The organism is Nostoc sp. DSM 114159 (genome assembly GCF_053470285.1).
In genome coordinates, this window is the sequence record NZ_JBPFEH010000001.1 from 3878927 (window position 1) to 3901575 (window position 22649).

General features: G+C 42.3%; 18 protein-coding genes and 2 pseudogenes. 11 read left to right on the plus strand and 9 right to left on the minus strand.

Going from position 1 to position 22649, the window contains the following annotated elements; all coding sequences use genetic code 11:
* Positions 1-214: 214 nt before the first annotated feature.
* A pseudogene (locus tag ACR5KR_RS16100) lies at positions 215-4902 on the plus strand (glutamate synthase-related protein).
* Between the two features lie 217 nt (positions 4903-5119).
* Here the strand turns inward: ACR5KR_RS16100 and ACR5KR_RS16105 are convergent.
* Positions 5120-6028 (minus strand): polysaccharide deacetylase family protein, encoded by a 909-nt coding sequence (locus ACR5KR_RS16105; RefSeq protein WP_448267182.1) that lies wholly within the window; start codon positions 6026-6028, stop codon positions 5120-5122.
* Positions 6029-7742: 1714 nt separating this feature from the next.
* Here ACR5KR_RS16105 and lepB point away from each other — a divergent pair.
* On the plus strand, positions 7743-8315 hold the full coding sequence (gene lepB / locus ACR5KR_RS16110; protein WP_445631482.1) for a signal peptidase I: 573 nt from the start codon (positions 7743-7745) through the stop codon (positions 8313-8315).
* 79 nt (positions 8316-8394) lie between these two features.
* Here the strand turns inward: lepB and ACR5KR_RS16115 are convergent, their stop codons facing one another.
* The 3 genes from ACR5KR_RS16115 to ACR5KR_RS16125 all read right to left on the minus strand — a co-directional run bounded on the left by ACR5KR_RS16115 (position 8395) and on the right by ACR5KR_RS16125 (position 10255).
* On the minus strand, positions 8395-8928 hold the full coding sequence (locus ACR5KR_RS16115) for a helix-hairpin-helix domain-containing protein (RefSeq protein ID WP_448267183.1): 534 nt from the start codon (positions 8926-8928) through the stop codon (positions 8395-8397).
* Between the two features lie 14 nt (positions 8929-8942).
* Positions 8943-9317, minus strand: a complete 375-nt coding sequence (locus ACR5KR_RS16120) for an NINE protein (RefSeq protein ID WP_448267184.1) — start codon at positions 9315-9317, stop codon at positions 8943-8945.
* Positions 9318-9436: 119 nt separating this feature from the next.
* Positions 9437-10255, minus strand: a complete 819-nt coding sequence (locus tag ACR5KR_RS16125; protein ID WP_448267185.1) for a DUF6745 domain-containing protein — start codon at positions 10253-10255, stop codon at positions 9437-9439.
* Positions 10256-10511: 256 nt separating this feature from the next.
* Between ACR5KR_RS16125 and ACR5KR_RS16130 the strand changes: the two genes are divergently transcribed.
* Positions 10512-11444 (plus strand): DnaJ domain-containing protein, encoded by a 933-nt coding sequence (locus tag ACR5KR_RS16130; RefSeq protein ID WP_448267186.1) that lies wholly within the window; start codon positions 10512-10514, stop codon positions 11442-11444.
* A gap of 126 nt (positions 11445-11570) precedes the next feature.
* Positions 11571-11894: a DUF1825 family protein gene (locus ACR5KR_RS16135; protein WP_094349476.1), complete on the plus strand. Its 324-nt coding sequence runs from the start codon at positions 11571-11573 to the stop codon at positions 11892-11894.
* Between the two features lie 93 nt (positions 11895-11987).
* On the opposite strand, the gene ACR5KR_RS16140 is transcribed toward ACR5KR_RS16135, so the two are convergent.
* Positions 11988-13913 (minus strand): transglycosylase domain-containing protein, encoded by a 1926-nt coding sequence (locus ACR5KR_RS16140; RefSeq protein ID WP_445631479.1) that lies wholly within the window; start codon positions 13911-13913, stop codon positions 11988-11990.
* Positions 13914-14086: 173 nt separating this feature from the next.
* Between ACR5KR_RS16140 and tyrS the strand changes: the two genes are divergently transcribed.
* The 6 genes and pseudogenes from tyrS to gmk all read left to right on the plus strand — a co-directional run bounded on the left by tyrS (position 14087) and on the right by gmk (position 18441).
* The gene (tyrS, locus tag ACR5KR_RS16145) at positions 14087-15277 is read left to right on the plus strand and encodes a tyrosine--tRNA ligase (protein WP_448270212.1); all 1191 of its coding nucleotides are present in this window, start codon (positions 14087-14089) and stop codon (positions 15275-15277) included.
* A 108-nt stretch (positions 15278-15385) separates the two neighbouring features.
* Entirely contained in the window at positions 15386-16102 is a 717-nt protein-coding gene (pyrF, locus tag ACR5KR_RS16150; RefSeq protein ID WP_448267187.1) for an orotidine-5'-phosphate decarboxylase, read from the plus strand.
* Positions 16099-16779, plus strand: a complete 681-nt coding sequence (locus ACR5KR_RS16155; protein WP_445631477.1) for a hypothetical protein — start codon at positions 16099-16101, stop codon at positions 16777-16779. Before pyrF ends, ACR5KR_RS16155 begins: the two co-directional genes overlap by 4 nt.
* 136 nt (positions 16780-16915) lie before the next feature.
* Positions 16916-17023: pseudogene (locus ACR5KR_RS16160) on the plus strand (hypothetical protein); the annotation flags it as partial.
* A gap of 385 nt (positions 17024-17408) precedes the next feature.
* Positions 17409-17675, plus strand: a complete 267-nt coding sequence (gene remA / locus ACR5KR_RS16165; protein WP_041233849.1) for an extracellular matrix/biofilm regulator RemA — start codon at positions 17409-17411, stop codon at positions 17673-17675.
* Positions 17676-17841: 166 nt separating this feature from the next.
* Positions 17842-18441 carry a guanylate kinase gene (gene gmk / locus ACR5KR_RS16170; RefSeq protein WP_448270214.1) on the plus strand — a complete coding sequence of 200 codons (600 nt, stop codon included), beginning with the start codon at positions 17842-17844 and terminating at the stop codon, positions 18439-18441.
* A gap of 98 nt (positions 18442-18539) precedes the next feature.
* On the opposite strand, the gene ACR5KR_RS16175 is transcribed toward gmk, so the two are convergent.
* From ACR5KR_RS16175 to ACR5KR_RS16185, 3 genes are all read right to left on the minus strand, one after another.
* Positions 18540-19061, minus strand: coding sequence for a photosystem I reaction center protein subunit XI (locus ACR5KR_RS16175; protein WP_445631476.1), 522 nt, complete (start codon positions 19059-19061; stop codon positions 18540-18542).
* A 276-nt stretch (positions 19062-19337) separates the two neighbouring features.
* Positions 19338-19487 carry a photosystem I reaction center subunit IX gene (psaJ, locus tag ACR5KR_RS16180; protein ID WP_094349471.1) on the minus strand — a complete coding sequence of 50 codons (150 nt, stop codon included), beginning with the start codon at positions 19485-19487 and terminating at the stop codon, positions 19338-19340.
* Between the two features lie 39 nt (positions 19488-19526).
* Positions 19527-20021: a Photosystem I reaction center subunit III gene (locus ACR5KR_RS16185; protein WP_445631475.1), complete on the minus strand. Its 495-nt coding sequence runs from the start codon at positions 20019-20021 to the stop codon at positions 19527-19529.
* Between the two features lie 288 nt (positions 20022-20309).
* Here ACR5KR_RS16185 and tsaD point away from each other — a divergent pair, with 288 nt between their 5' ends.
* Positions 20310-21359 (plus strand): tRNA (adenosine(37)-N6)-threonylcarbamoyltransferase complex transferase subunit TsaD, encoded by a 1050-nt coding sequence (tsaD, locus tag ACR5KR_RS16190; protein WP_448267188.1) that lies wholly within the window; start codon positions 20310-20312, stop codon positions 21357-21359.
* 278 nt (positions 21360-21637) lie between these two features.
* Here tsaD and ACR5KR_RS16195 read toward each other — a convergent pair whose 3' ends face one another.
* Positions 21638-22549: an alpha/beta fold hydrolase gene (locus ACR5KR_RS16195; protein ID WP_445631473.1), complete on the minus strand. Its 912-nt coding sequence runs from the start codon at positions 22547-22549 to the stop codon at positions 21638-21640.
* Positions 22550-22649 lie beyond the last annotated feature (100 nt).

Here is a 22649-nt window from a genome sequence, read left to right on the forward strand (position 1 = left end):
AATAATGTCTTGGCGGAGGTAAATTGTCTAACACCGCATAAACACATAAAAAACACGCAATTATTTTAACACGGGAAAACTGAGAAAGTAAAACCGAAGTTAAAATTTTTTTTCCCTAAATTTCGGTGCTTATATATTTTCCATCGCTGAATTTAGAAATTTTTTCCCACAATGTAGTGGCAAAATTGGTAACTCAATACTTCAGGAACAGGGTATGAATAATAAACCGATGAATCAAGGACAGAAAATCACAGCGGATATCAACTCAAGAGATACCTATCAGGGGCAAAAGTGGTTAGTAGAGGAACGAGATGCCTGTGGTGTCGGTTTTATTGCTCATCGCCAAAATCATACCAGCCACGAAATTGTCGAAAAAGCCTTAGCTGCTTTAACCTGCTTAGAACATCGGGGAGGTTGTAGCGCCGATCGCGACTCTGGTGATGGTGCTGGAGTATTGACAGCTATCCCTTGGGAGTTGTTCCAACAAGACTTTGCCCAAAGGGGGAAGGAATTTCCATCTAGCGATCGCATAGCTGTGGGGATGATATTTCTACCACAAGACCAGCAAGCAGCACAAAAAGCTAGAGTGACTGTCGAGCAAGTAGCTGCTGAAGAGAAATTAATTGTATTGGGTTGGCGAGTAGTACCAGTGCAATCTGATTTACTGGGGGTACAAGCAAGAGAAAATCAACCCCAGATTGAACAAGTTTTGTTAGCTTCTGTTGACAAAAGCGGTGATGAATTGGAACGGCAGTTGTATATTACCCGCCGCCGCATTAGTAAAGCTGCAACTGATATCTCAGAAGAATTTTATATCTGTTCGTTGTCGAGTCGCACAATTGTCTACAAAGGTATGGTGCGTTCTGCTGTCTTGGGCAGCTTTTATGACGATTTAAAAAATCCAGCTTACAAAAGCGCCTTTGCTGTTTATCACCGCCGCTTTAGTACCAATACCATGCCCAAGTGGCCGCTAGCCCAACCAATGCGGCTTTTGGGTCACAACGGCGAAATCAATACCTTATTGGGTAACATCAACTGGATGATGGCACGAGAGGCTAGCCTGAATCATCCTGTATGGGGCGATCGCATCCAGGAACTCAAGCCATTAGTTCACATTGATAATAGCGACTCAGCTACCCTAGACAACGTAGTGGAATTGCTGGTTTGCTCTGGACGCAGCCCCTTGGAAGCTTTAATGATTATGGTTCCAGAAGCTTACCAAAATCAGCCTTCTTTACGTGAATCTCCAGAAATTGTTGATTTCTACGAATATTACAGTGGTTTGCAAGAAGCTTGGGACGGGCCAGCACTTTTAGTATTCAGCGATGGCAAAAAAGTTGGTGCAACACTAGATCGTAATGGTTTAAGACCCGCTCGTTACGCGATTACCAAAGATGATTACATTGTTGTAGCTTCGGAAGCTGGTGTGGTGGATTTCCCAGAAGCCGATATTGTCGAGAAAGGTAGACTTGGCCCAGGGCAAATGATTGCCGTGGATTTAGAAAATCATGAAGTGCTGAAGAATTGGGATATAAAGAGGCGCATCGCCAAGCAGCATCCTTATGGAGAATGGCTACAACAGCATCGTCAAGAATTAAAGTCATTAGTCATTAGTCATCCGTCATTAGCAAATGGCAATGGCAATGGACAAATGACAAATGACCAAGCACAAGTGACAATTGACAAGCAAACCTTACTTCAGCGTCAAACTGCCTTTGGCTACACCACAGAAGATGTAGATATGGTGATTCATCCAATGGCGATCGCAGGTTCAGAACCGACTTTCTGCATGGGTGATGATATTCCCTTAGCGGTGCTGTCGCAAAAGCCCCACCTGCTTTATGACTATTTCAAACAGCGCTTTGCTCAGGTGACGAACCCAGCGATCGATCCCCTGCGAGAAAAGCTAGTGATGTCTCTAAAAGTTGAACTGGGTGAACGGGGTAACTTATTAGAACCTAAGCCAGAATATGCTCGGAGATTAAAACTCGAATCGCCAGTGTTAACTGATAGTGAATTAGAGGCAATTAAGCTGTCAGGATTTGCCACGGCTGAGTTGTCAACCCTATTTGCGATCGCCACTGGCCCTGAAGGATTGAAAGCCGCAGTGCAATCTTTACAAGCACAAGCAGCTGAGTCAGTCCGGGCAGGTGCAAAGATTTTAATATTAAGCGATCAAGCTAATGACAGTCTCAACACAGAATATACCTACATTCCTCCCCTATTAGCAGTAGGTGCGGTGCATCACCATCTGATTCGTGAGGGGTTGCGAATGAAAACATCCCTGATTGTGAATACTGCTCAATGCTGGAGTACCCATCACTTTGCTTGTCTGATTGGCTATGGTGCTGGTGCAGTTTGCCCGTACATGGCTTTAGATACGGTGCGTGATTGGTGGTCCGATCCCAAAACTCAAAAGTTAATGGGTGTGCAAAAAATTCCCACCCTCACCCTAGAACAAGCTTTAGGAAACTATCGCAAAGCAGTAGAATCAGGTTTGTTAAAAATTCTCTCCAAGATGGGAATTTCTCTGCTTTCCAGCTATCAAGCAGCCCAAATCTTTGAAGCTATTGGCATTGGTGGAGATTTAATCGAACTGGGATTCCGTGGGACGACTTCCCGCATCGGTGGTTTGAGTGTTACCGAACTTGCTGATGAAGTGCTTTCCTTCCACTGCAAAGCTTTCCCAGAACTGACGGCTAATAAGTTACAAAACCTGGGCTTTGTGCAGTACCGTCCTGGCGGCGAGTACCACATGAATAGCCCCGAAATGGTTAAGGCGCTGCATAAGGCTCTAGATGACAAAAACTATGATCACTACGAAGTTTACAAAAAGCACCTCCAAGGCAGACCAGTAACAGCCTTGCGCGATTTACTAGATTTCCAAGGCGATCGCACCCCAGTTCCTCTAGAAGAAGTGGAATCAGTATATGAAATAGTCAAACGCTTCTGCACAGGTGGCATGTCTTTAGGCGCTTTGTCAAGAGAAGCTCATGAAACTTTAGCGATCGCTATGAACCGCATTGGCGGTAAATCCAATTCTGGAGAAGGCGGCGAAGATCCAGTGCGCTACACAGTTCTAGATGATGTAGACGAATCTGGTTACTCGCCAACCCTACCTCATTTAAAAGGATTGCGAAATGGCGATCGAGCTTATAGTGCCATTAAGCAAGTTGCATCGGGACGCTTTGGTGTCACCCCAGAGTACTTAGTCAACGCCAAACAAATTGAAATCAAAATTGCCCAAGGTGCCAAGCCTGGTGAAGGTGGACAACTCCCAGGGCCCAAGGTGAGCCAATACATTGCAATGTTAAGGCGCTCCAAACCAGGTGTTACGCTGATTTCGCCACCACCACACCACGATATCTATTCGATTGAAGACCTAGCACAACTGATTTTTGACCTGCACCAAATTAACCCCAAAGCAAAGGTGTCGGTGAAGCTAGTTGCAGAAGTTGGCATTGGCACGATCGCAGCTGGTGTAGCCAAAGCAAACGCTGATATTATTCAGATTTCTGGACATGATGGTGGTACAGGTGCATCGCCACTCAGTTCGATTAAACATGCTGGTTCCCCTTGGGAATTAGGTTTAAGCGAAGTGCATCGCGTCTTGATGGAAAATGGCCTGCGCGATATCGCGTGATTTTACGCGTAGATGGCGGACTCAAGAGTGGTTGGGATGTGGTAATGGGTGCATTGATGGGCGGTGAAGAATTCGGTTTCGGCTCCATTGCCATGATTGCTGAAGGCTGTGTTATGGCGAGAGTTTGCCACATGAATACCTGTCCTGTGGGTGTTGCTACTCAAAAAGAAGAACTCCGCAAACGGTTTACGGGAATGCCGGAACAAGTTGTCAACTTCTTCTACTTCATTGCGGAAGAAGTGCGGAGTTTGTTAGCCCGACTTGGCTACCGTTCTTTGTCAGAAATCGTTGGACGTGCAGATTTGTTAAAACTGCGCGAAGAAGTAAATCTCACCAAAACGCGATCGTTGAATCTTGACTGTTTACTTCAGCTACCAAATAGCAAAGACAATCGTAGCTGGTTGGTGCATGAAGAAGTTCATAGCAACGGCGTGGTTTTAGATGACAAGTTCCTTGCCGATCCTGACATTCAGGCTGCTATTAGGGATCAGTCTACTGTCACCAAGACTTACCCAATTATCAATACTGACAGAACAGTGGGCACAAGATTAGCGGGTGCGATCGCTTCTCAATACGGTGATAGTGGCTTCGAAGGACAAATTAATCTCAACTTTACAGGTAGTGTTGGACAAAGCTTTGGTGCTTTCAACCTCCCAGGTATAATTCTCAGGTTGGAAGGAGAAGCAAACGACTATGTAGGTAAAGGGATGCATGGTGGTGAAATCATCATCAAACCTCCAACAGATGCTACCTATAACGCATCACAAAACGTGATAGTTGGCAATACCTGCCTCTATGGTGCTACTGGTGGCATATTATTTGCCAATGGTCTAGCAGGAGAACGCTTTGCTGTGAGAAACTCCAAAGGCATCGCAGTAATTGAAGGTGCTGGAGATCACTGTTGTGAATACATGACAGGTGGTGTGATTGTCGTCCTTGGCAAAGTAGGACGAAACGTAGCTGCTGGAATGACTGGTGGACTCGCATACTTCTTGGATGAAGACGACTCATTTCGTGAGTTAGTCAACCCGGAAATAGTCAAAATACAGCGGGTGATTACCGAAGTAGGTGCAAAGCAACTGCAAGAATTAATCCAAAATCATGCAGAACGCACTGGTTCACCAAAGGCGAAGAAAATTCTGCAAAACTGGCAAGAATTTTTGCCGAAATTCTGGCAGTTAGTTCCGCCTTCTGAAGCTGATAGTCCAGAAGCTAATCCTGAAAAAACAACTGAGTTCAGTTTAGTGACTAGTCATTAGACATCGGAATTAAAAAATGAAGTAGGCACAATTCATGAATTGTGCCTACTAAGAATTTACGGCAGCGTATGCTTGATAATTTTAATTAACGTGAGTTCGATGCACAGGATTTTGACCTCACCCCCAGCCCCTTCTCATCATAAATATAGCTATACTTGCACCTATTGCCCCCAACATACTCGGAATAAAAAATTTAAAATATCTAAATTAATCATTATTACTTTTTGGTAGCAAGCAACTTTTGGTCAGCATCTTCGATTTCTAAAAGTTCTGGAATAGTCACAAAGCGATAGCCTTGCTTCTTAAAGTTGCTAATAATTTCTGGTAAAGCTTGCACAGTTCTAGAACGATTACCACCACCATCATGCATTAGCACAATCCCACCAGGTTTTGAATCTTTAATCACGTTATCGATCAACTTTGGTACAGCTGGTAACTTGTAGTCTGTGGAATCAGCCGACCACATCACCACAGCATACTTTTGTCCTTTTGCATAACCAGCTAATCCATTGTGTAGCATACCACCAGGCGGTCGGAACAGATTTGTTTTGACACCTGTAACTTGATAAATTAAGTCTGTTGTGCGCTCAATTTCAAAAGCAGCTGCTTGTTGATTAAAGAAGTGATACCAGTGATGCCAAGTATGGTTGGCAATGACGTGACCTTGAGCGACAATCTGCTTTCCTAACTCTGGATAATTTTTGAGGTTCTGCCCAACTACAAAAAACGTCCCTTTGATATTATTTGATTTCAGAATATTTAGCACTTGCTCTGTAGTCTGAGGCCAAGGACCATCATCAAAGGTAAGAGCAATTACTTTCTCACCCTGAGTGAGTTTTGCAGCATTAATTATTGCTCCTTGAAAACGTGATGGTATGGGGTAGGCTAGACCCTTTGTTTGTGCTTCTTGCTGCCAACTTGTAAGCATCGCCGCCTTTAATTTCTCAATGCGTTGCTGAGTTCCTACGTTTGCAGATACATCCTTGATATTTATACTTGGTCTACTCTGAGCATCCGAAGCATTTGGCCTTAGAAGCATCATAAAAGCAAGACTAAAAACACCACCTAAAGCAAGTAGCGCAATTAATATTCCTTCTGGCCACAGAAACGACTTATTGTTTTCCACCTCAACGCTCCTTCAAAGATCGAACCATCACCACAGTTATGACGGTACGTTATAGCACATTTTTATTAGATATTTAGATACCAGCTGCTTTCTGGTAATCATGAAAATTAGAATTGGTACTAACGAGAATTCAGAATTGATAAGACAGACTATATTGCTTTAACTGAAATCTATACGTTCTCGATTTGGACAGCGTTGAATATACAATATTTGCTACTGTTTAATTTCAACCCAGTCATAAAAGGTAAGCTTTGCGCTTCCACATTCTCACCACTAGCTCAAAGAAGAAGAGGAACACAATCAAATAATTAACCACACCCCAAAATCCTTTTAAATAGGAGTTCTGAATTAGTGTTGTTTTTCGCTTCACCGCTAAGGCAGCATTATCCTTTCAAGTTTTATAGCTTTTCAAATAAGATGAACTTAGTTGTCATACCTACAATTTGCACTTTTCGCAGACTGAAGTTTTTTTAGTCAGACTTTCTCACTGTAAAACTGCATAGTTTACAACTTAAGTGTATTGTTTGATTAACATACAAAATTACTTAAAAGGGTGCGGTCTCTTTAAAATAAGAGTCTGGTAAACTATTAGTTCTATCTTGATAAGATATATTTTACTGCCTGTTGCCATTGTTTCCTTTTTAAGAAAAAGTTAAATTTTTAACTGACAGAATGTTACCTTGTACTTTCTATGAAATAGACCAGACGAAAATTGATTCAATATAGTTTCTCATTGGCAAGGGGCATTTATTGTTTCAATCTAGTTACCTTTGACTTATTCAAGAAAAATAATTCTATCAGCAGCTTATTTCTCTTTCGGATGCTGATACTTTAGCTCAAATTGCTAGTAGCTTTCTGTCTGTGAATGTTTTTTTCGATAATTAAGTATGTTTATATCTTAATTAATAGTACAGTTTAATATGCACTGTCACCGTGTAATTACGGAAATTAATTTCGTAAATATAGGCAAGTGATTAAAATCACAATAGAATAGCATTTATCCATTGAAGTAATAAAGTCTAGATTTCATCTTTAAAAGTAGTATTTTTTACTAAAAACGCTGTTTTGAACTATATTTATGCATTTAAAAATACATTTAAATTTTGGTTAAATTTATGTAATTTTACTTAAAAAATATATTTTCTTGTAACTCAACCTCCAGCAAAACTGCCCGACGCTCTCTGCGAGACGCTGCGCGTAGCTTGCTTCTCTGTAAGAGTACGCAGACTCGCTCTCAGCGAAGCCATGCCGTTGGCGCAGCCTCTCGTAGAGAAGGCTTTACGCTGCGCTATCTGCCTTTTTTCAGTAAAGTGAGGTAGATACTATCAAACATCAGGTAGATTATTTTGCAACTATACGACCAATTTTCTGTTTAAAGAAAAACCTACTGGTTGTATCGCTTTAGCAGTCTGTAACTAGCTTATTTTGCAGGAAGAAACAAAACTTACAATTATCTCATAACTTGCTTTATAATTACAGCAATTAGAATTTTTTATTTTTAATTATCTATTTAGCAATCCTAACTATTAGCTTATATTACCTTAGACAAGTCATAGTTTCTTTACAGTACTTTTGCTTATCTTTAGCAAATGGGTAAGTGTATTATTTAATGTCTGTATAGGTTGACCTTAAACCCTGTTTTCCTATTAATATAACTTTTGAGTCAAAATAATCAAGGTATTTGTCTCACTTCTAAAACTGGCTAGAAACTTTTATGATTCCTCACGAAAGTGATGCAAAAAAAGAGCGTGCGTCGTTAAAAGTATGGCGTAGTTCGCAAGAAAATCTGATCTTAATTGCGATCGCACTGTGTTTGGCATTCTTAATCAGGACTTTTATCGCCGAACCGCGCTATATACCTTCTGACTCGATGTTACCCACCTTACATACTGGCGATCGCTTGGTAGTTGAAAAAATCTCCTACCATTTTCACCCTCCCATAACTGGCGATATTATTGTTTTTCAGCCACCCGCAGAACTACAACGTCGAGGATATCCCAAAGACCAAGCGTTTATCAAACGAGTTATTGGCCAGCCTGGTGAGGTAATTAGTGTTGCTTCTGGCAAAGTCTACCTTAACGGTCAACCTTTGGCAGAAGACTACATCGCTGAACCTCCAAATCAGCCATATCAAGCAGTGAAAGTCCCAGAAGACGAGTTTTTTGTTATGGGAGATAATCGCAATGATAGTAATGACTCTCGCTATTGGGGCTTTTTACCCAGAAAAAATGTCATCGGTCGGGCAACGTTTCGCTTTTGGCCTCTCGATCGCATTGGGTTTATTTAATCAGTTTTGGATTTGAGATTTTTCTTTCAATCCAAAATTGCCAGAGTTAGGAGTTATTTTAAGACTTCTAACTTTTAACTTAAAACCTCAAATAATACATTATCTGGGCGATCGCATCACCAGTTAACTCCAGCCGTCGCTGGAAATCAGCCAGGTTACGGTAGGGACCGGCTGATTGCCGATTTTGCACCACTGCTTCCGCCAAAGATAAATCTACAAATGGAATTTGTGCTAATTTTTCAACGGTTGCTGTGTTCGGGTTGACTAAATGGGTAGGATTTTCTAAAGATTCGTGGTCATAATAAATAAAATTCAGCAGAGGCTTTAATGGCTCTAAGCGCGGCGCTGGCATACCCAAAGCCGCAGCGATATCTTCAATACAGTAAAATTTCACACCTGAATGTGAAAGTTCCACAAGCGATCGCGCTTGGTGAATTGACAAACCTGGTAGGCGTAACCAATCATCTATAGTGGCTTGATTAGCATCAATGCGGATACCTAATTGGGCCGCTATCTGAATTTCTTCCCCAGATTGTAGGCGATAGTAAGGATCGTTGAGGAGCTTGGCGCGGAGTTTTTGCAGCCTGGAATTTAAAGGTAGCCAGTTATTCATGATTGTCGCTTACCTCAAGAAATCTGGTCTAGCAATTGGCGGCGCTTTTGTTCAAATTCATACTCCGAAATCAGTCCATCTTGGCGCAGAGCATCTAATTCCCGCATTGCGTCAGCGATCGCTCCTACTTGATTAATCGCCTTTTGTGAAGTCCTCGCTGCTGACTTGCCGAGATTAAAATTGCGATCGAAAGCTTCTTCGTCTTGGGCTAAATACCAAACTCCCTCAATCGCACTAGCTACTTTGGGGATCGGTGTCCAGGAAAGCAACACATACAAAATACCCCACAGAGGCTGTCCCAGGTAGAATTTATGTAATCCTGAAATTGTTAGCGTGCCAGAAAAAGCTAAAACAGCGGCAACACTTCGACTTTTGCGCTTAGTCAACATATTTCTAATAAATATACGAATACCATAGTTCCTACAATAAGACAGCCAAAAGGCAGAGAAACAATTAAAAATGTTCGCGTAGCGTCTCGTAGAGAAAAACGCATGGCTGCCCCTAAGCTTTAAGGAAAACAAATTGAATAAATTTCGCCATGTCGAGCATATACACCAAAACCATCAGCAAATTGAATTGCAGGCTCTTCATCGGCATGGAGTTTACCTCTATCGTCAAGCAGTAATTTTGTTGGCCGATCGCAAATTATGTAATGTCTAGGTGATGGTAGAAACCACCAGCCACACTCACTACATACAGCTTGGTAAACATTCCATTGCTCTTGATCGTGTTGATAACTTAGTTCGTTGATACAAAAATCGAATAACCCAGCGTAACTTGCCCATTCTGAGTCACGATCAATAAAGTTATCGTAAAAACGGGAATATGCATTAGGAGTATCTTTCAACTCACTCCATAACCTTTCAGTAAGCCAATTCCATAAAATTTCCCACAACTGTTCATGAATTGTCATACCTATTTCATCTACAAGATTTTTTGTTAAAACTTCCCAAAGCTCCTGATTAATTTGGGGATTTAATTCCATAGGAGATAAATACATATGCAAATCAAACCATAAATCAGTTCTTACCTGACCTTCACCACGAAGAGTTTGTAAACTAGCTACTTCATTGATTACTTCATCATCAGTCAGACCGTTAAAGTTAGCTGTTGCAAGTATCAACTCAGCACTAAAAGCACCATAAGGACTCTCAAAAAAAATGACTTCAGGCATTGGGCCACCTTCGGGATACAAACTATATACTTCCTCAAGTACAGCTAATAGTCGTTTGCGGTCGATACGCTCTGTTGATAAGCTAATTGCTCTCCATTTTCGCTGATATGATGCAATCAACTCTTGTTGTTGAGGTGTAAATTTTGTAATCATTATTTGAATTTATGTTCTTTCATTTAGCTCGACTTTATCCAAATTAAGAACTCGGTTTTCGGTATCCAGCAAAAATCCTGACTCATTTATGTTTTGCGGATGAGTCTATTTTAGTCAACCACCCTGTTTTGCCCTGCCGACTTTTGGGTTGTAAGCCCCACAATTTAATATTTGAAGAAATTTGAGTAAGTTTCACATGACTGTGCATTAAGCTTTGATGCTAATTTTAAATTTTTAACCGATCTAGACTACTACGATGTCACAGACCTTCCTACCGGCAGAATGGCTTAAACAGCTTTGCGATCTTTACGCTGTGCTAGGAATTTCTGTGAGTGCTGACGATCGCCAGATTTTTAAACGCTATCATACTTTAGCGAAGCTGCTACATCCCGATCGCTATGCTAAAAGCTGCAATTCCGACCAAGAATTAGCAACGGCAATACTGAGCTATTTAATTAATCCAGCTTACGAACAACTCAAACATCGACACAAACGCTTGATTGCTATAGCTATGCTGCGAGCGGACGCAAGAGTACTACAGCAGCAAGCTTTATGTGGGCAAAGTGCCATAGCTCAGGAAATTATCGAAATGTCTGCACCCCAAGCAGAATTGTTTTATGAAGAAGCGATCGCTTCCTATGCAGAAGCTCAATACAAATCACTCCATCAGTTTTATCAAGTTACACAACAAATTAGTATACTGAATTTAGTTTACTTACAGTTGCATAAACCTGACTTGTTTCTACCACAAAAAGCTGTTCGCATCATCCCTGAAGTAGAAGTCAAGCCAATTGAATTGACATTTAATCAAGAAACTAATGTCAAACCAGTTTTGACAAATTACGCCCAACGTCACTACCAGCGAGCCATTGAGTACGTCAGGCTAGCCAATTGGGCCCTAGCCGTACAAGAACTGCGCGATGCCATCAAGTTAGAGCCAAATAACAGCGACTATTATGCTTTATTAGGTTTAGTACATCTAAAACAGAAATTTATCGGGATGGCCAGGGTTTATATCCGTCAAGCATTAAAACTTAACCCGCAAGATTCACTAGCTCAGAAATACGCTACCAGACTGAAAATTGAACCGGGTGAAAATACCAATCCGAAATCAATGGCTAAAGCTCTGAGTATTGCGAGTTTATTAAGTCGATTTAACAAGGGGAAACCTTCTCAAGTCAAGTGTTGAAATTTCGGTAACAAACCGTACCAAAACCGAAGCTTCGTGACTAGATTACTCCCCTAGACTAAAATAATAAATAGAAGTAAAACTATTAAGCTACTGAGTCTGGGCGCTCAGTTTAGTATAAGCAATATGGGATTCTTCGATTCTGAAATAGTTCAGCAAGAAGCAAAACAGCTGTTTGAGGATTATCAAGCGCTGATCAAGCTTGGCAACAGCTACGGCAAATTTGACCGCGATGGCAAAAAGCTGTTTATTGAGCAAATGGAAACCATGATGGATCGGTACCGCATCTTTATGAAGCGCTTCGAGCTATCAGAAGATTTCATGGCACAAATGACAGTAGAACAACTGAAAACCCAATTAGGTCAGTTCGGTGTCACTCCGCAACAAATGTTTGACCAAATGCACCTCACTTTAGAACGGATGAAAGCCGAGCTAGAAAAACAGCCCTAGCAAAAGTTAGAAGTACAGACGCGATTAATCGCGTCTGTACAGGAGTTAGGAGTTGTCAATCAACTCATAACTCATAACTTATCGCTTCTAACTTTAATTTGACTTGGGACGAGAAAACTGCGAAGGTGGCTTGAAGTTTTCTACGGGTACGTTTTTAAGTGCCTTCTCCATAAAATCTTTCCAAATGGGAGCAACCATGACACCACCTGTGGCATGGTCAGCTAATTGTCTATTGTCATCTCTCCCTACCCAAACAGCAGTTGTCAACTGTGGCACAGTGCCAACAAACCAAATATCTTTTTCTGATGATGTTGTTCCCGTTTTCCCTGCGGCTGGGCGACCGATCGCAGCACTTTTACCTGTACCTTCAGTGATTACCGATCGCATCACATCGATAATTGCAGCTGATGCCCAAGGATCGAGAACTAGTTGCGGTTTCGGGGTATTATCCAGCAACACATTACCACTACTATCGGTGACACGGGCAATTACAGTTGGTGGAGATTGCCAGCCATAATTAGCAAAGGTAGCGTATGCACTAGCCATTTCCAGAGGGGTGACACCAATTGCACCAAGTGGCAAGGAAGTCACAGGTTCCATCGGACTCGTAATTCCTAAAGTCCGGCAGGTTTCTATGACTCTATTCATCCCCACAGCCTTACCAACCTTGATCACAGGAATATTTCGCGATTGGGCTAAAGCTGTGCGAATTGGCATTGCTCCCCTAAAACTACCATCATAATTTCTGGGAAAGTACCAACCGTTACCATCTCGATAGCTGACTGGAGAATCATCCACCGTTGAGTCTGGTGCATATTTCCCACTAGCGAAAGCAGTATAATATACAAACGGTTTAAAAGAAGATCCGGGCTGGCGCTGAGATTGAGTCGCACGATTGAATTCACTGATCTTCGGATCTATACCCCCCACCAATGCTTTAATAAAATGCGTGCGTGGATCGACTGCTACCAGGGCCATTTGATTCTTAGATAATCCCTGCTCTAAAAGTGTTTTATGCCACTTCGTAACAGTTTCCTCAGCCATGATTTGGAAGTTGGCGTCAACTGTAGTTTGCACCCGCATCCCGCCTTTGAGTAGTGTCTCACGCCCAAACTTCTTAGCCAACTCCTGCGCTACGGTATTGGTTACATAAGGTAGGGCACTACCTTGAAAGGATTTGATTTTACCAAGTTTGATTTCTTGCTTGAGGGCATTATCGTATTCTGACTGGCTAATCCAGTTCAATTCCAGCATCCGTCCCAGCACTTCTTTTTGTTTCTGTTTTGCCAGCTTCATGCTCACAAACGGGCTAAATTCTTCTGGTGCTTGGATCAAACCCGCCATCATTGCTGACTCACCCAAGCTTAAATATTCTGATGATTTATTAAAGTAACTGCGGGCTGCCGTTTGTACACCATAATTGTTATGACCCCAATAAACTTGATTGAGGTACATTTCTAATATTTGGTCTTTAGTGAGAATTTGTTCTAACCGGATTGCTAGCACAGCCTCTGCTAACTTACGGGTAAAGGCCCGCTTTTGAGACAAAAACAGGTTTTTTACCAACTGCATAGTAACAGTGGAGCCACCTTCTTTGACTCCACCTGCTACAGCGTTAACTACTATAGCCCGGCCAACACCAGTAGGGTTAATACCGTGGTGATCGTAGAAGTGGCTATCCTCACTTGCCAATACTGCCCGTTTTAAGTTCGGGGAAATTCTATCTAGGGGTACGACTTCCCGATTGGCTTCCCCGTGAATACTCGCTAAGAGTTTGCCCTTAACGTCATAAATGTAAGTAGTTTCTGAGGGAAAGAAGTTACGTAGCTGTCTGACATCTGGCAAATTACGGAAACTGATGGCTAAACCAACCAGTCCTCCGGCTACAATGGAACTTGCCAGCATGGTGATTGAGAGGAGAGTACCGCCAGTTACCTGACCGACTCCTTTCAAAAACTCAAAACCTGATGAAGCCCGACGCTGTGGCTGTTTATCTTCAAAAGTCCTAGACGACGACACGGCTATTTCACTTCCTCATTTGTAAATTTAACTGTAATTGATTGGGTGAAGCAAGGCGGTTAGTTTTTTGCAATTATAGTAGTTTGGCGGATGAGAAAGTGGATAAATTGCAAGTGTTTATAACCAACTTAACTTCTAGTGTGCAAAACATAGGTAATAATGAATCTCTTAGCATGACGCCAGATTTTGCTTGGTTGCGTCGTGGTGTAGTAGAAGTATTCCCACAATCAGTTGATGTTAACAGCGAAAGTCTAGAAAGGCTCTTACAAACTACAAACAAACCTTTAAGGGTCAAATTGGGGATTGACCCTACTGGTACTGATATTCATCTTGGTCATAGCATACCAGTACGAAAACTGCGAGGATTTCAAGATGCAGGTCATACAGCAGTTTTAATTATTGGCGATTTTACAGCGCGTATTGGCGATCCAACTGGTAAATCTGAAGTGCGTCGTCAGCTTACAGAAGCAGATGTAGCTCAAAATGCTCAGACTTATTTAGATCAAGTACGTCCTATCTTGGATTTTGACACACCAGGAAGGTTAGAGGTGCGCTATAACTCCGAATGGCTCTCTAAGCTCAACTTAGAGAAAATTTTGGAGTTACTCTCGACGATGACGGTGGGGCAGATGTTAGCGAAGGAAGGATTTGCCGATCGCTATAAAAAAGAGAATCCGATTTTTATCCATGAGTTCCTGTACCCGTTAATGCAGGGTTTTGATTCGGTTGCAGTTGAGGCAGATGTAGAATTAGGCGGCACCGATCAGAAATTTAATATTGCTGTAGGCAGAGATTTGCAGCGCCATTTTGGTCAAAAGCCCCAATTTGGAATGCTACTGCCAATTTTGATTGGCACAGATGGCGTGCAAAAAATGTCTAAGTCTTTAGGTAATTATATCGGATTGTCAGAACACCCAGGACAAAAGTATCAAAAGTTGCAAGGAGTTCCCGATCATCTCCTAGAACAGTATTTTGAACTGTTGACGGATTTACCTTTGGATCGACTGCCAGAAAATCCCCGCGATCGCCAAACACTCTTAGCATGGGAAGTTGTTAAACAGTACCACGGCGAACAAGCAGCTCAAGAGGCGAAAGAAGCAGCCCAAAGTGGCGGTAAAGAAGGTGCAGTTCCAGAATTTTCTCTAGCTGAGGTATCGCAGTTCCCTACCAAGTTAGCGTATATTCTCAATGTCACTGGCTTGTGCAAAAGTACAGGTGAAGGAAAGCGGAAAATTCAAGAGGGTGGAGTGCGTTTAGATGGCGATCGCATTACCGATGCTGATACCACTTTCGATGCTCTTGGTGAATTACAAGGTAAAGTTTTACAAGTTGGAAAAAATAAGTTTGTGCGCTTAGTACCCTAAATTGGGAGTAAGAATGAAAAAACTAATGACAAATACAACTCTTGGAGAGGCTGCACTTCGACTACGCTCAGTGACCACGCCAACGACTACGCTCAGTACAAGTGACCAATGACTAATGACAAAATAATTGTGGCTTTGGATGTACCGGATGAACAAAGTGCGATCGCCCTTGTAGATCGACTTGAGGATGTTACTTTCTTCAAAGTAGGTTTAGAGTTGTTTACCAGCACTGGCCCGAAAATTCTGGAAGTGCTAAAATCCAGGCAAAAGCGGATTTTCCTGGATTTAAAGTTTGATGACATCCCCAACACTGTTGCAGGTGCTTGCCGTAGTGCAGCTCGTTATGGTGTGGATTTATTGACAATTCATGCTACGTGTGGTAGAGAAGCTCTCAAGGCTGCAACAGAAGCGGCACAAGTAGGAGCAGCACAAGCGGGTGTACAACCACCAAAGTTAATAGCGATTACTCTGTTAACGAGCATTTCTAGTAAGCAGCTGGCATTTGATTTAAAAATCCCCTTAGAATTGCCAGAATATGCTCTAGAAATGGCCCTGCTGGCTCAAGAATCTGGTTTGGATGGGGTAGTTTGTTCGCCTCAAGAGGTGGCACAGCTACGACAAACTTGTGGAAATGACTTTTTGCTAGTTTGTCCAGGGGTTAGACCAACTTGGGCTGATATTGGCGATCAAAAGCGATCGCTCACTCCAGCTCAAGCTATTATTGCCGGTGCAGATTATCTAGTGATTGGTCGTCCCATCACCACTGCTACTGAGCCTGAGTTAGCCTGGAAGAGAATTTCTGAGGAGTTAATCGCGGTGGCATGAAGCTAAGAGTCAGTGAGAAACTCAGAGTGCAGGGTGTAGAGAAGAACAATCTTGCCTCTTCACTCAGTCAGAAACATTATAGTTTCCTGTTTGCTTGTGGCTTCTGGGTTGTAGTTTCAAATAGCTTTGCTTACCCAGCCTTCTCGATAAACCCTATCCCTAAACCCTCGACGCTTGCAGAAAGGGAAAATGCGAACAGTGGTGCGAAGTCTTTGTGTTCTGAGCAAAATTTAGAAACATTAACTATACAGCTACTGCAAAAATTACCTAGTTATACCAATCGCGCTAGTCAACGCGCCCGCCGCCTCAGTAGAAGCAGTCAGGTTTACAGTTATATGTTAGTGGCAGGAAGACCTGAGTTTAATCCTCTGCCCCTTAACCTGGAAGAATATAGTGCAGATGTGTCTAAAAGTGCTGCATCAGGAGTTAAGCAAGTTTTCTTTACTACCTTGGAGCGGCAGTACATAGATCGGAAAGTTGTAGAATTGCAAGAATTTCACTGGCTGTTATTGACTAACACTAAAAGTGGTTGGCAACTAGTGATGATGTTTTCTCAAGCAGGTTCCTATTCACAACAGCAACCACTATCTCCACCACGAGATAGTAGTAACGGTACTGTTGCCCAAGGGGTTAAAGCTTGGTTGCGCGATTGTGAAGCTGGAAGTTTACGTCAATAAAACCTAATTCCCAATCTTCGTAAATTAGAAGAATATTAAGTAATATCTAAAAATACTTACTCAAATTCTCTATAAACAGGATTATCACTTGTGGTTAGAAACTACATTAAAATAATTGCAATAACAAGATTTAGAACATCTTGATCAGGATCGTTTGATTGAGGAGATTCAAAGACTGAATAATGAACAACAACACAAGTTTGAAAATTATTTACTTTCTTTGAAATGCTCTGGCACGGCATAGCCCCTTTTTAAAGGTAAGCTAACTTTTTACAGCACGGCGTAAAGAAACTACTCATTTCAAATCAGTAAAATGCTTACGCTGTATACCTGTTTGAATTTTGTTCGCGAGTTTGCAAGCGTCATTGTGAATTTTGAATTCGCCTCTTGCAGTACTAATTATTTTCATAGAAGATACATTAGCTAACTAGCTCCTATCAGTATGATTTTACCTGTATCTTTAGGAATATTTTTAGGAAAAATAGCTAATAAATAGCTAAAAGAAGCAGACATTATTTAAAAACGCAGATTGGCTTAAATTTAAGCGTTGTAACTCCCGTTTTTTGGCGATAACATGGAAAGAAGTTTATTTCAAGCTTTATCAAACCGCCTTTAGCGTCAGTTTTTTTATGGACATTCAGTTAATTAACATCGGGTTTGGTAACATCGTCTCTGCCAACCGAGTAGTTGCCATTGTCAGTCCAGAGTCTGCCCCAATTAAGCGGATTATTACCGATGCACGAGACAGAGGTCAACTGATTGATGCAACTTACGGTCGTCGGACTAGAGCTGTAATTATCACCGATTCCAGCCACGTAATTCTGTCAGCGATTCAGCCGGAAACGGTAGCAAATCGCTTTGTGATTTCTCGCGAGCATCAAACTGTAGATAATTGACTAGCAGGGGGTTTTTCCTACTCCTCTTTGCACCGTATCGGTAGTACCATGTGAATTAGACAAATTTTTTGTCACTCTTGCTACAAATTCCTTAGTCACCAGTGGACTAGACCAGGAATACAAGACTAATGAATAATATGTATTGATTGATTCACAGGTTGAAGGGATGATGCCAGTTTTACCGATCCAGAGTAGTGCGACTACCGAAGAATGCTTACATTTAGGCAAATTAATTGTTTTAACTGGCCCTAGTGGGGTCGGTAAAGGCACTTTAATGCGATCGCTCCTAGAGCGTCATCCAGAACTCTATTATTCTGTATCCGTAACAACTCGTTCTCCCCGTCCAGGGGAAATCGATGGCAAAAGTTATTACTTCATCAGTCGCAGTAAGTTTGAACAATTAGTTGCTGAAGGCGAATTTTTAGAATGGGCAGAATTTGCTGGTAACTATTACGGCACACCCCGTGAAGCAGTACTTAACCAAATTCATTTCGGTAAGTTGGTGGTGCTGGAAATTGAACTAGAAGGGGCAAGACAAATTCGTGCTTCCTTCCCCAGTGCCCTCAGCATTTTTATTTTACCGCCTTCCTTTGATGAATTAGAGAAACGAATACGCTCTCGTGCCCAAGATTCTGAAGAAGCGATCGCCCGTCGTCTGCTCCGCGCCCAAGAAGAAATTCAAGCCGCAGATGAATTTGATATTCAAATCGTTAATGACGATTTTGAAACTGCTTTAAATGATATTGAAAGAGTTTTGTTTAAATAAATTAGGAGTTAAGAGTTAGAAGTTATGAATTTAAACTCCTAATTCTTAACTCCTGTACAGACGCGATTAATCGCGTTTCTACTGCTAACTGCTAGTAATTAACCAAATAGACCTTGAATTAGTGCCAAATTACTGGTCAAAAAGTAAGCAACTACTGCACCACCAATACCACCAATTAAGAAAGAACTGCCGAAGTTGTTCCAGCTTTCTTTAGAGTTAAAAGCATCTGCTGGAGGCTTGGGTACGGTAACACTAGGAAGTGCTTTGGGTGGATTGCTATTTGCATACAGCGATAGAGCGCCTGTGAGAACTACAACCAAGCCAATAGCTGACAGTAACCCAGCTAAGTTAGCATTATCTGTGTCCCGCAGTGGGCCTAATTTGGCAAAGGGGCCAAATAGCCAGTAACCATGAGCCATACCAACTTCCAAACCGCGTCTAGCAGGAGCCAAACCTGGGCGATAGGCAGGTAAATTATTAATAAACCCCTTGATCAAAGGAGAAGAATTAACCGGGGTTTCTAAGTTGCCTAACTGTGGATCGCCAAATGCGGGAAAAACAACTTCCCGATTTCTAGGATCGCTGGGAAGATTCTTTGATGCATCTACTGCTTGTGCCATATTTTATGTTCGCCTCTAAATTAAAATGGTGGCATTTTTATATTAATAATAATTGTCGCTAAAGAAGCATTTTGTTTAGGAAGTTTAGAAAAATTAATTTAGCTGATTTTAAAACCGTGAAACTCGCGATCTGTAAACAGTATCACGAGTTTCAAAAAACTATTTTTGCCGGCTATTTTAGTGATAATTCTGCCTAACTAAGCTGAAAAAATCAACTACACAATATTAAGCAAAAAACAAGACATTGATTCAACAGTCCTAAGTTCTATTTGACACTTATGGTAGTGGGTGGAAAAGTAGGTCGGGGAAAAAGCGGTTGAATTCAATCAAGATACCTGCTGTGATGAACAGCCATATCGTAGCGGCTACGGGCGCTGTGGAAATGAATTTAATCAAATAAGCTGATTGATCGCCTTTGTCTGCCATAAATTTAGTCTCCAAAACGAATGAATTAGTTAAGCTGATTTAGCGTGGGGAAATGGGGATTTCTGTATCCTTGGCTGCTAATTTTCCAGAGAGAAATTCTTGGACTGCTGCTACTGGCCAAGTAAAGCCTGACGCTATGATAGGTAGTGCCAAACCAAAATCGATTTGGATTTCTTTTTGTTCAGTATTCGAGTCTTTTTTGACTGCTTGCAGATAGGCACGACCTACCCAACCAATCCAACCAGCAATATATAGAAACAAAATGCTAGGGATCAAAAAGTCACCAGCACGATCTAGACGACCATCAACAATCAAGTGGGGATATCCTTCAGGACCGCACAGCGCCTGAGAATAACGCTCAAACCGCTTTCTCCCAGATTCAGGATCGGCAGTGGTATTACGGGCATTAGCTGCTAGCTCTTGAAAAGCGGGATTGTCTTTGCACGGTGTCAAATTAGCCCCTAAAGCTTGTGCTGGGGGGGCAAAATTGAACCAAAGACTAATCGCTAACATCAAAGCAAACAATCGTCGCATAGAGTTGTTTCCTTTTATTACAAAACAAGAAGTTCTTTGTACAAAACGAAGCGGCTTGTACAGTTGTTTATTTGCATAACTAGGAAGTCATCATACTCTTGGGTGGGAACCGAGTAAAGTTTAAGTAAATAAAAGTTAAAGCTTCTCAACCAAAATTAGTGCTGAGTGCTGAATTCCGAGTGCCGAGTATAAGAATTGTTGTTGTAGGGTAGTAAAGAAGCAAGATTTTTTCTCTACTATTCAGGATTCAGGACTCACAACTCAAAAACTCAGCACTCAGCACTCTCAATGACAACCGTTTTAGCAATAGAAACCAGTTGTGATGAAACAGCCGTCGCAATTGTTAACAATCGTAAAGTTTGCAGCAGTATCGTAGCCTCGCAAATTCCAGTCCATCAGCAGTATGGCGGGGTAGTACCAGAAGTAGCGTCTCGCCAGCACTTGGAAACGATAAATGTTGCGATCGCACAAGCCTTAGAGCAAGCCCAACTAAATTGGGGACAAATTGACGCAATTGCCGCCACTTGTGCCCCTGGACTTGTAGGAGCGCTATTGGTGGGATTAACTGCTGCCAAAACTCTAGCGATGGTACACAATAAGCCATTTTTGGGAGTTCATCACCTCGAAGGTCACATCTGTGCAACTTACTTGAGCGAATCAACTTTAAATCCCCCTTTTCTTAGCTTACTGGTTTCAGGCGGACATACAAGCTTGATTTATGTCAAAGATTGTGGTAAATACGAAACTCTGGGACAAACCCGTGATGATGCTGCGGGTGAAGCCTTTGATAAAGTGGCGCGATTGTTAAAGCTGGGTTATCCGGGTGGACCAGCGATCGACAAGTTGGCACAGCAGGGTAATCCTCAAGCCTTTGCTTTACCGGAAGGAAAAGTTTCTTTACCTGGTGGGGGGTTTCATCGTTATGATGCAAGTTTTAGTGGGTTAAAAACGGCTGTATTACGTTTAGTGCAGCAGTTAGAGAAAGATACTGGACAAGTACCAGTGGCAGATATAGCAGCGAGCTTTCAGGATGCGATAGCGCGATCGCTAACCAAAAGAGCGATCGCCTGTGCCCTTGACTATAGTCTAGACACAATTGCCATTGGCGGCGGTGTAGCAGCTAATAGCGGCTTGAGAAAAAATCTCCAAGCCGCCGCCGTTAAACATAACCTACGCGTCCTCTTCCCTCCTCTAAAATTCTGTACCGATAACGCTGCCATGATTGGCTGTGCCGCCGCTGACCATCTATCCCGTGGTCATACGTCCCCCCTGACACTAGGCGTTGAATCTAGATTAGGGCTTACTCAGGTGATGAAATTGTATCAGCCTGTTGAGTAGTCATTAGTCATTAGTCATTAGTCATTTGTCACTTGTACTGAGTTTCGACTGCGCTCAACTACCGCGAAGTCGTTGGCGCAGCCTCTCCAAGAGTTGTATTTGTCCTTTGTCATTTGTCCTACTCTGCGGGTTCGCCCTTGGCGTTCTCGTTCGCGCAGCGTCTCCGTCAGGAGAAGAGTAGCCGCTGGCGCGTCTATGTCATTTGTCCCTTGTCATTTGCAGTTGCCCAATGCCCAATACTTCGACTACGCTCAGTACAAGTGACCAATGACTAATGACTAATGACTAATGACTATTGATCGGATGTGATCTGCCACTGCATCCGGCTGTTCTAACATAGCCAGGTGTCCGCAATTAGGAATTTCCAGAACATTGTCACCACAATATTGAAAAAGCCTGTGAAAGCTAGCTAAATGGCGCACATACTTGGGTTCCATAACCTTGTCTTCCGCGCCAGCCAAAAAATAAACTGGCTGCTTCAGTTGGGATACTAGCTCAGGTAAACGATTGATTTCTTCTTCAGTTGTAGAGTCTAACAAAGTCCCCAGAGCCGCTTCTGGATCGGCCACAACGAAATCTATTACTCGCTGACGTGCCCAATAGCGCTCTAAAGGACGAGCCACACTAGCTCTAGTAAACAATAAATCAATCAAAGGCACTTGGGACAGCCAGCGCGGACGGACTTGCAAAAATTTCTGACCCGCCGAGCGAAACTGCTCAAAGGCTTCTTTGAGGTAAATACCACCGCCAGCGTTGATACAGATAACTCCCTTAACACGCTCAGGCATTTGATCTGCTCCCCAAAGAGCGATCGTCCCGCCTAATGAGTGACCAATTAGCCAAGCACTTTTAATATTCAACTGTTTCAAAAGAGCTGCTAAATCTTGAGTATACGCAGCAGGAGTATAAAGAGAATCGAAAGATGAGTCAGCCGTACTACTGGAGATAGGCATCATACTCAAAGACGTTTGTGCTCGACTAAAATCGGTTTTTATCTGGGATTGGGATTCACCAAAACCCCGCAAATCATAGGACAGGCACTGCAAATCATCTGATAGGCGGGAAATCACAGGTTGCCAATATCCACGGCTATTGAGCCAACCGTGGATAAATACTAAAGCATGGGGGCAGGAAGTGGGAGCCGTTAGCTCGTATGCGTGTGGAACGCCCAAGATTTCAATAGTTGCCATACTTGTATCGTACCCTTAAGGACGGGTGCGACTAAATACTAAAGTAGAAAGAGTTAGAAGTTAGGAGTGAAGAATTTTTAACTCATAACTCATAACTCAT

Bases quoted from the DNA above. Each gene is read 5' to 3' on its own strand.
- lepB (WP_445631482.1), top strand. From the start codon at position 7,743: ATGATTCCTCACGAAAGTGATGCAAAAAAAGAGCGTGCGTCGTTAAAA.
- ACR5KR_RS16115 (WP_448267183.1), bottom strand. From the start codon at position 8,928: ATGAATAACTGGCTACCTTTAAATTCCAGGCTGCAAAAACTCCGCGCC.
- ACR5KR_RS16120 (WP_448267184.1), bottom strand. From the start codon at position 9,317: ATGTTGACTAAGCGCAAAAGTCGAAGTGTTGCCGCTGTTTTAGCTTTT.
- ACR5KR_RS16125 (WP_448267185.1), bottom strand. From the start codon at position 10,255: ATGATTACAAAATTTACACCTCAACAACAAGAGTTGATTGCATCATAT.
- ACR5KR_RS16130 (WP_448267186.1), top strand. From the start codon at position 10,512: ATGTCACAGACCTTCCTACCGGCAGAATGGCTTAAACAGCTTTGCGAT.
- ACR5KR_RS16135 (WP_094349476.1), top strand. From the start codon at position 11,571: ATGGGATTCTTCGATTCTGAAATAGTTCAGCAAGAAGCAAAACAGCTG.
- tyrS (WP_448270212.1), top strand. From the start codon at position 14,087: ATGACGCCAGATTTTGCTTGGTTGCGTCGTGGTGTAGTAGAAGTATTC.
- pyrF (WP_448267187.1), top strand. From the start codon at position 15,386: ATGACTAATGACAAAATAATTGTGGCTTTGGATGTACCGGATGAACAA.
- ACR5KR_RS16155 (WP_445631477.1), top strand. From the start codon at position 16,099: ATGAAGCTAAGAGTCAGTGAGAAACTCAGAGTGCAGGGTGTAGAGAAG.
- remA (WP_041233849.1), top strand. From the start codon at position 17,409: ATGGACATTCAGTTAATTAACATCGGGTTTGGTAACATCGTCTCTGCC.
- gmk (WP_448270214.1), top strand. From the start codon at position 17,842: ATGATGCCAGTTTTACCGATCCAGAGTAGTGCGACTACCGAAGAATGC.
- ACR5KR_RS16175 (WP_445631476.1), bottom strand. From the start codon at position 19,061: ATGGCACAAGCAGTAGATGCATCAAAGAATCTTCCCAGCGATCCTAGA.
- psaJ (WP_094349471.1), bottom strand. From the start codon at position 19,487: ATGGCAGACAAAGGCGATCAATCAGCTTATTTGATTAAATTCATTTCC.
- ACR5KR_RS16185 (WP_445631475.1), bottom strand. From the start codon at position 20,021: ATGCGACGATTGTTTGCTTTGATGTTAGCGATTAGTCTTTGGTTCAAT.
- tsaD (WP_448267188.1), top strand. From the start codon at position 20,310: ATGACAACCGTTTTAGCAATAGAAACCAGTTGTGATGAAACAGCCGTC.
- ACR5KR_RS16195 (WP_445631473.1), bottom strand. From the start codon at position 22,549: ATGGCAACTATTGAAATCTTGGGCGTTCCACACGCATACGAGCTAACG.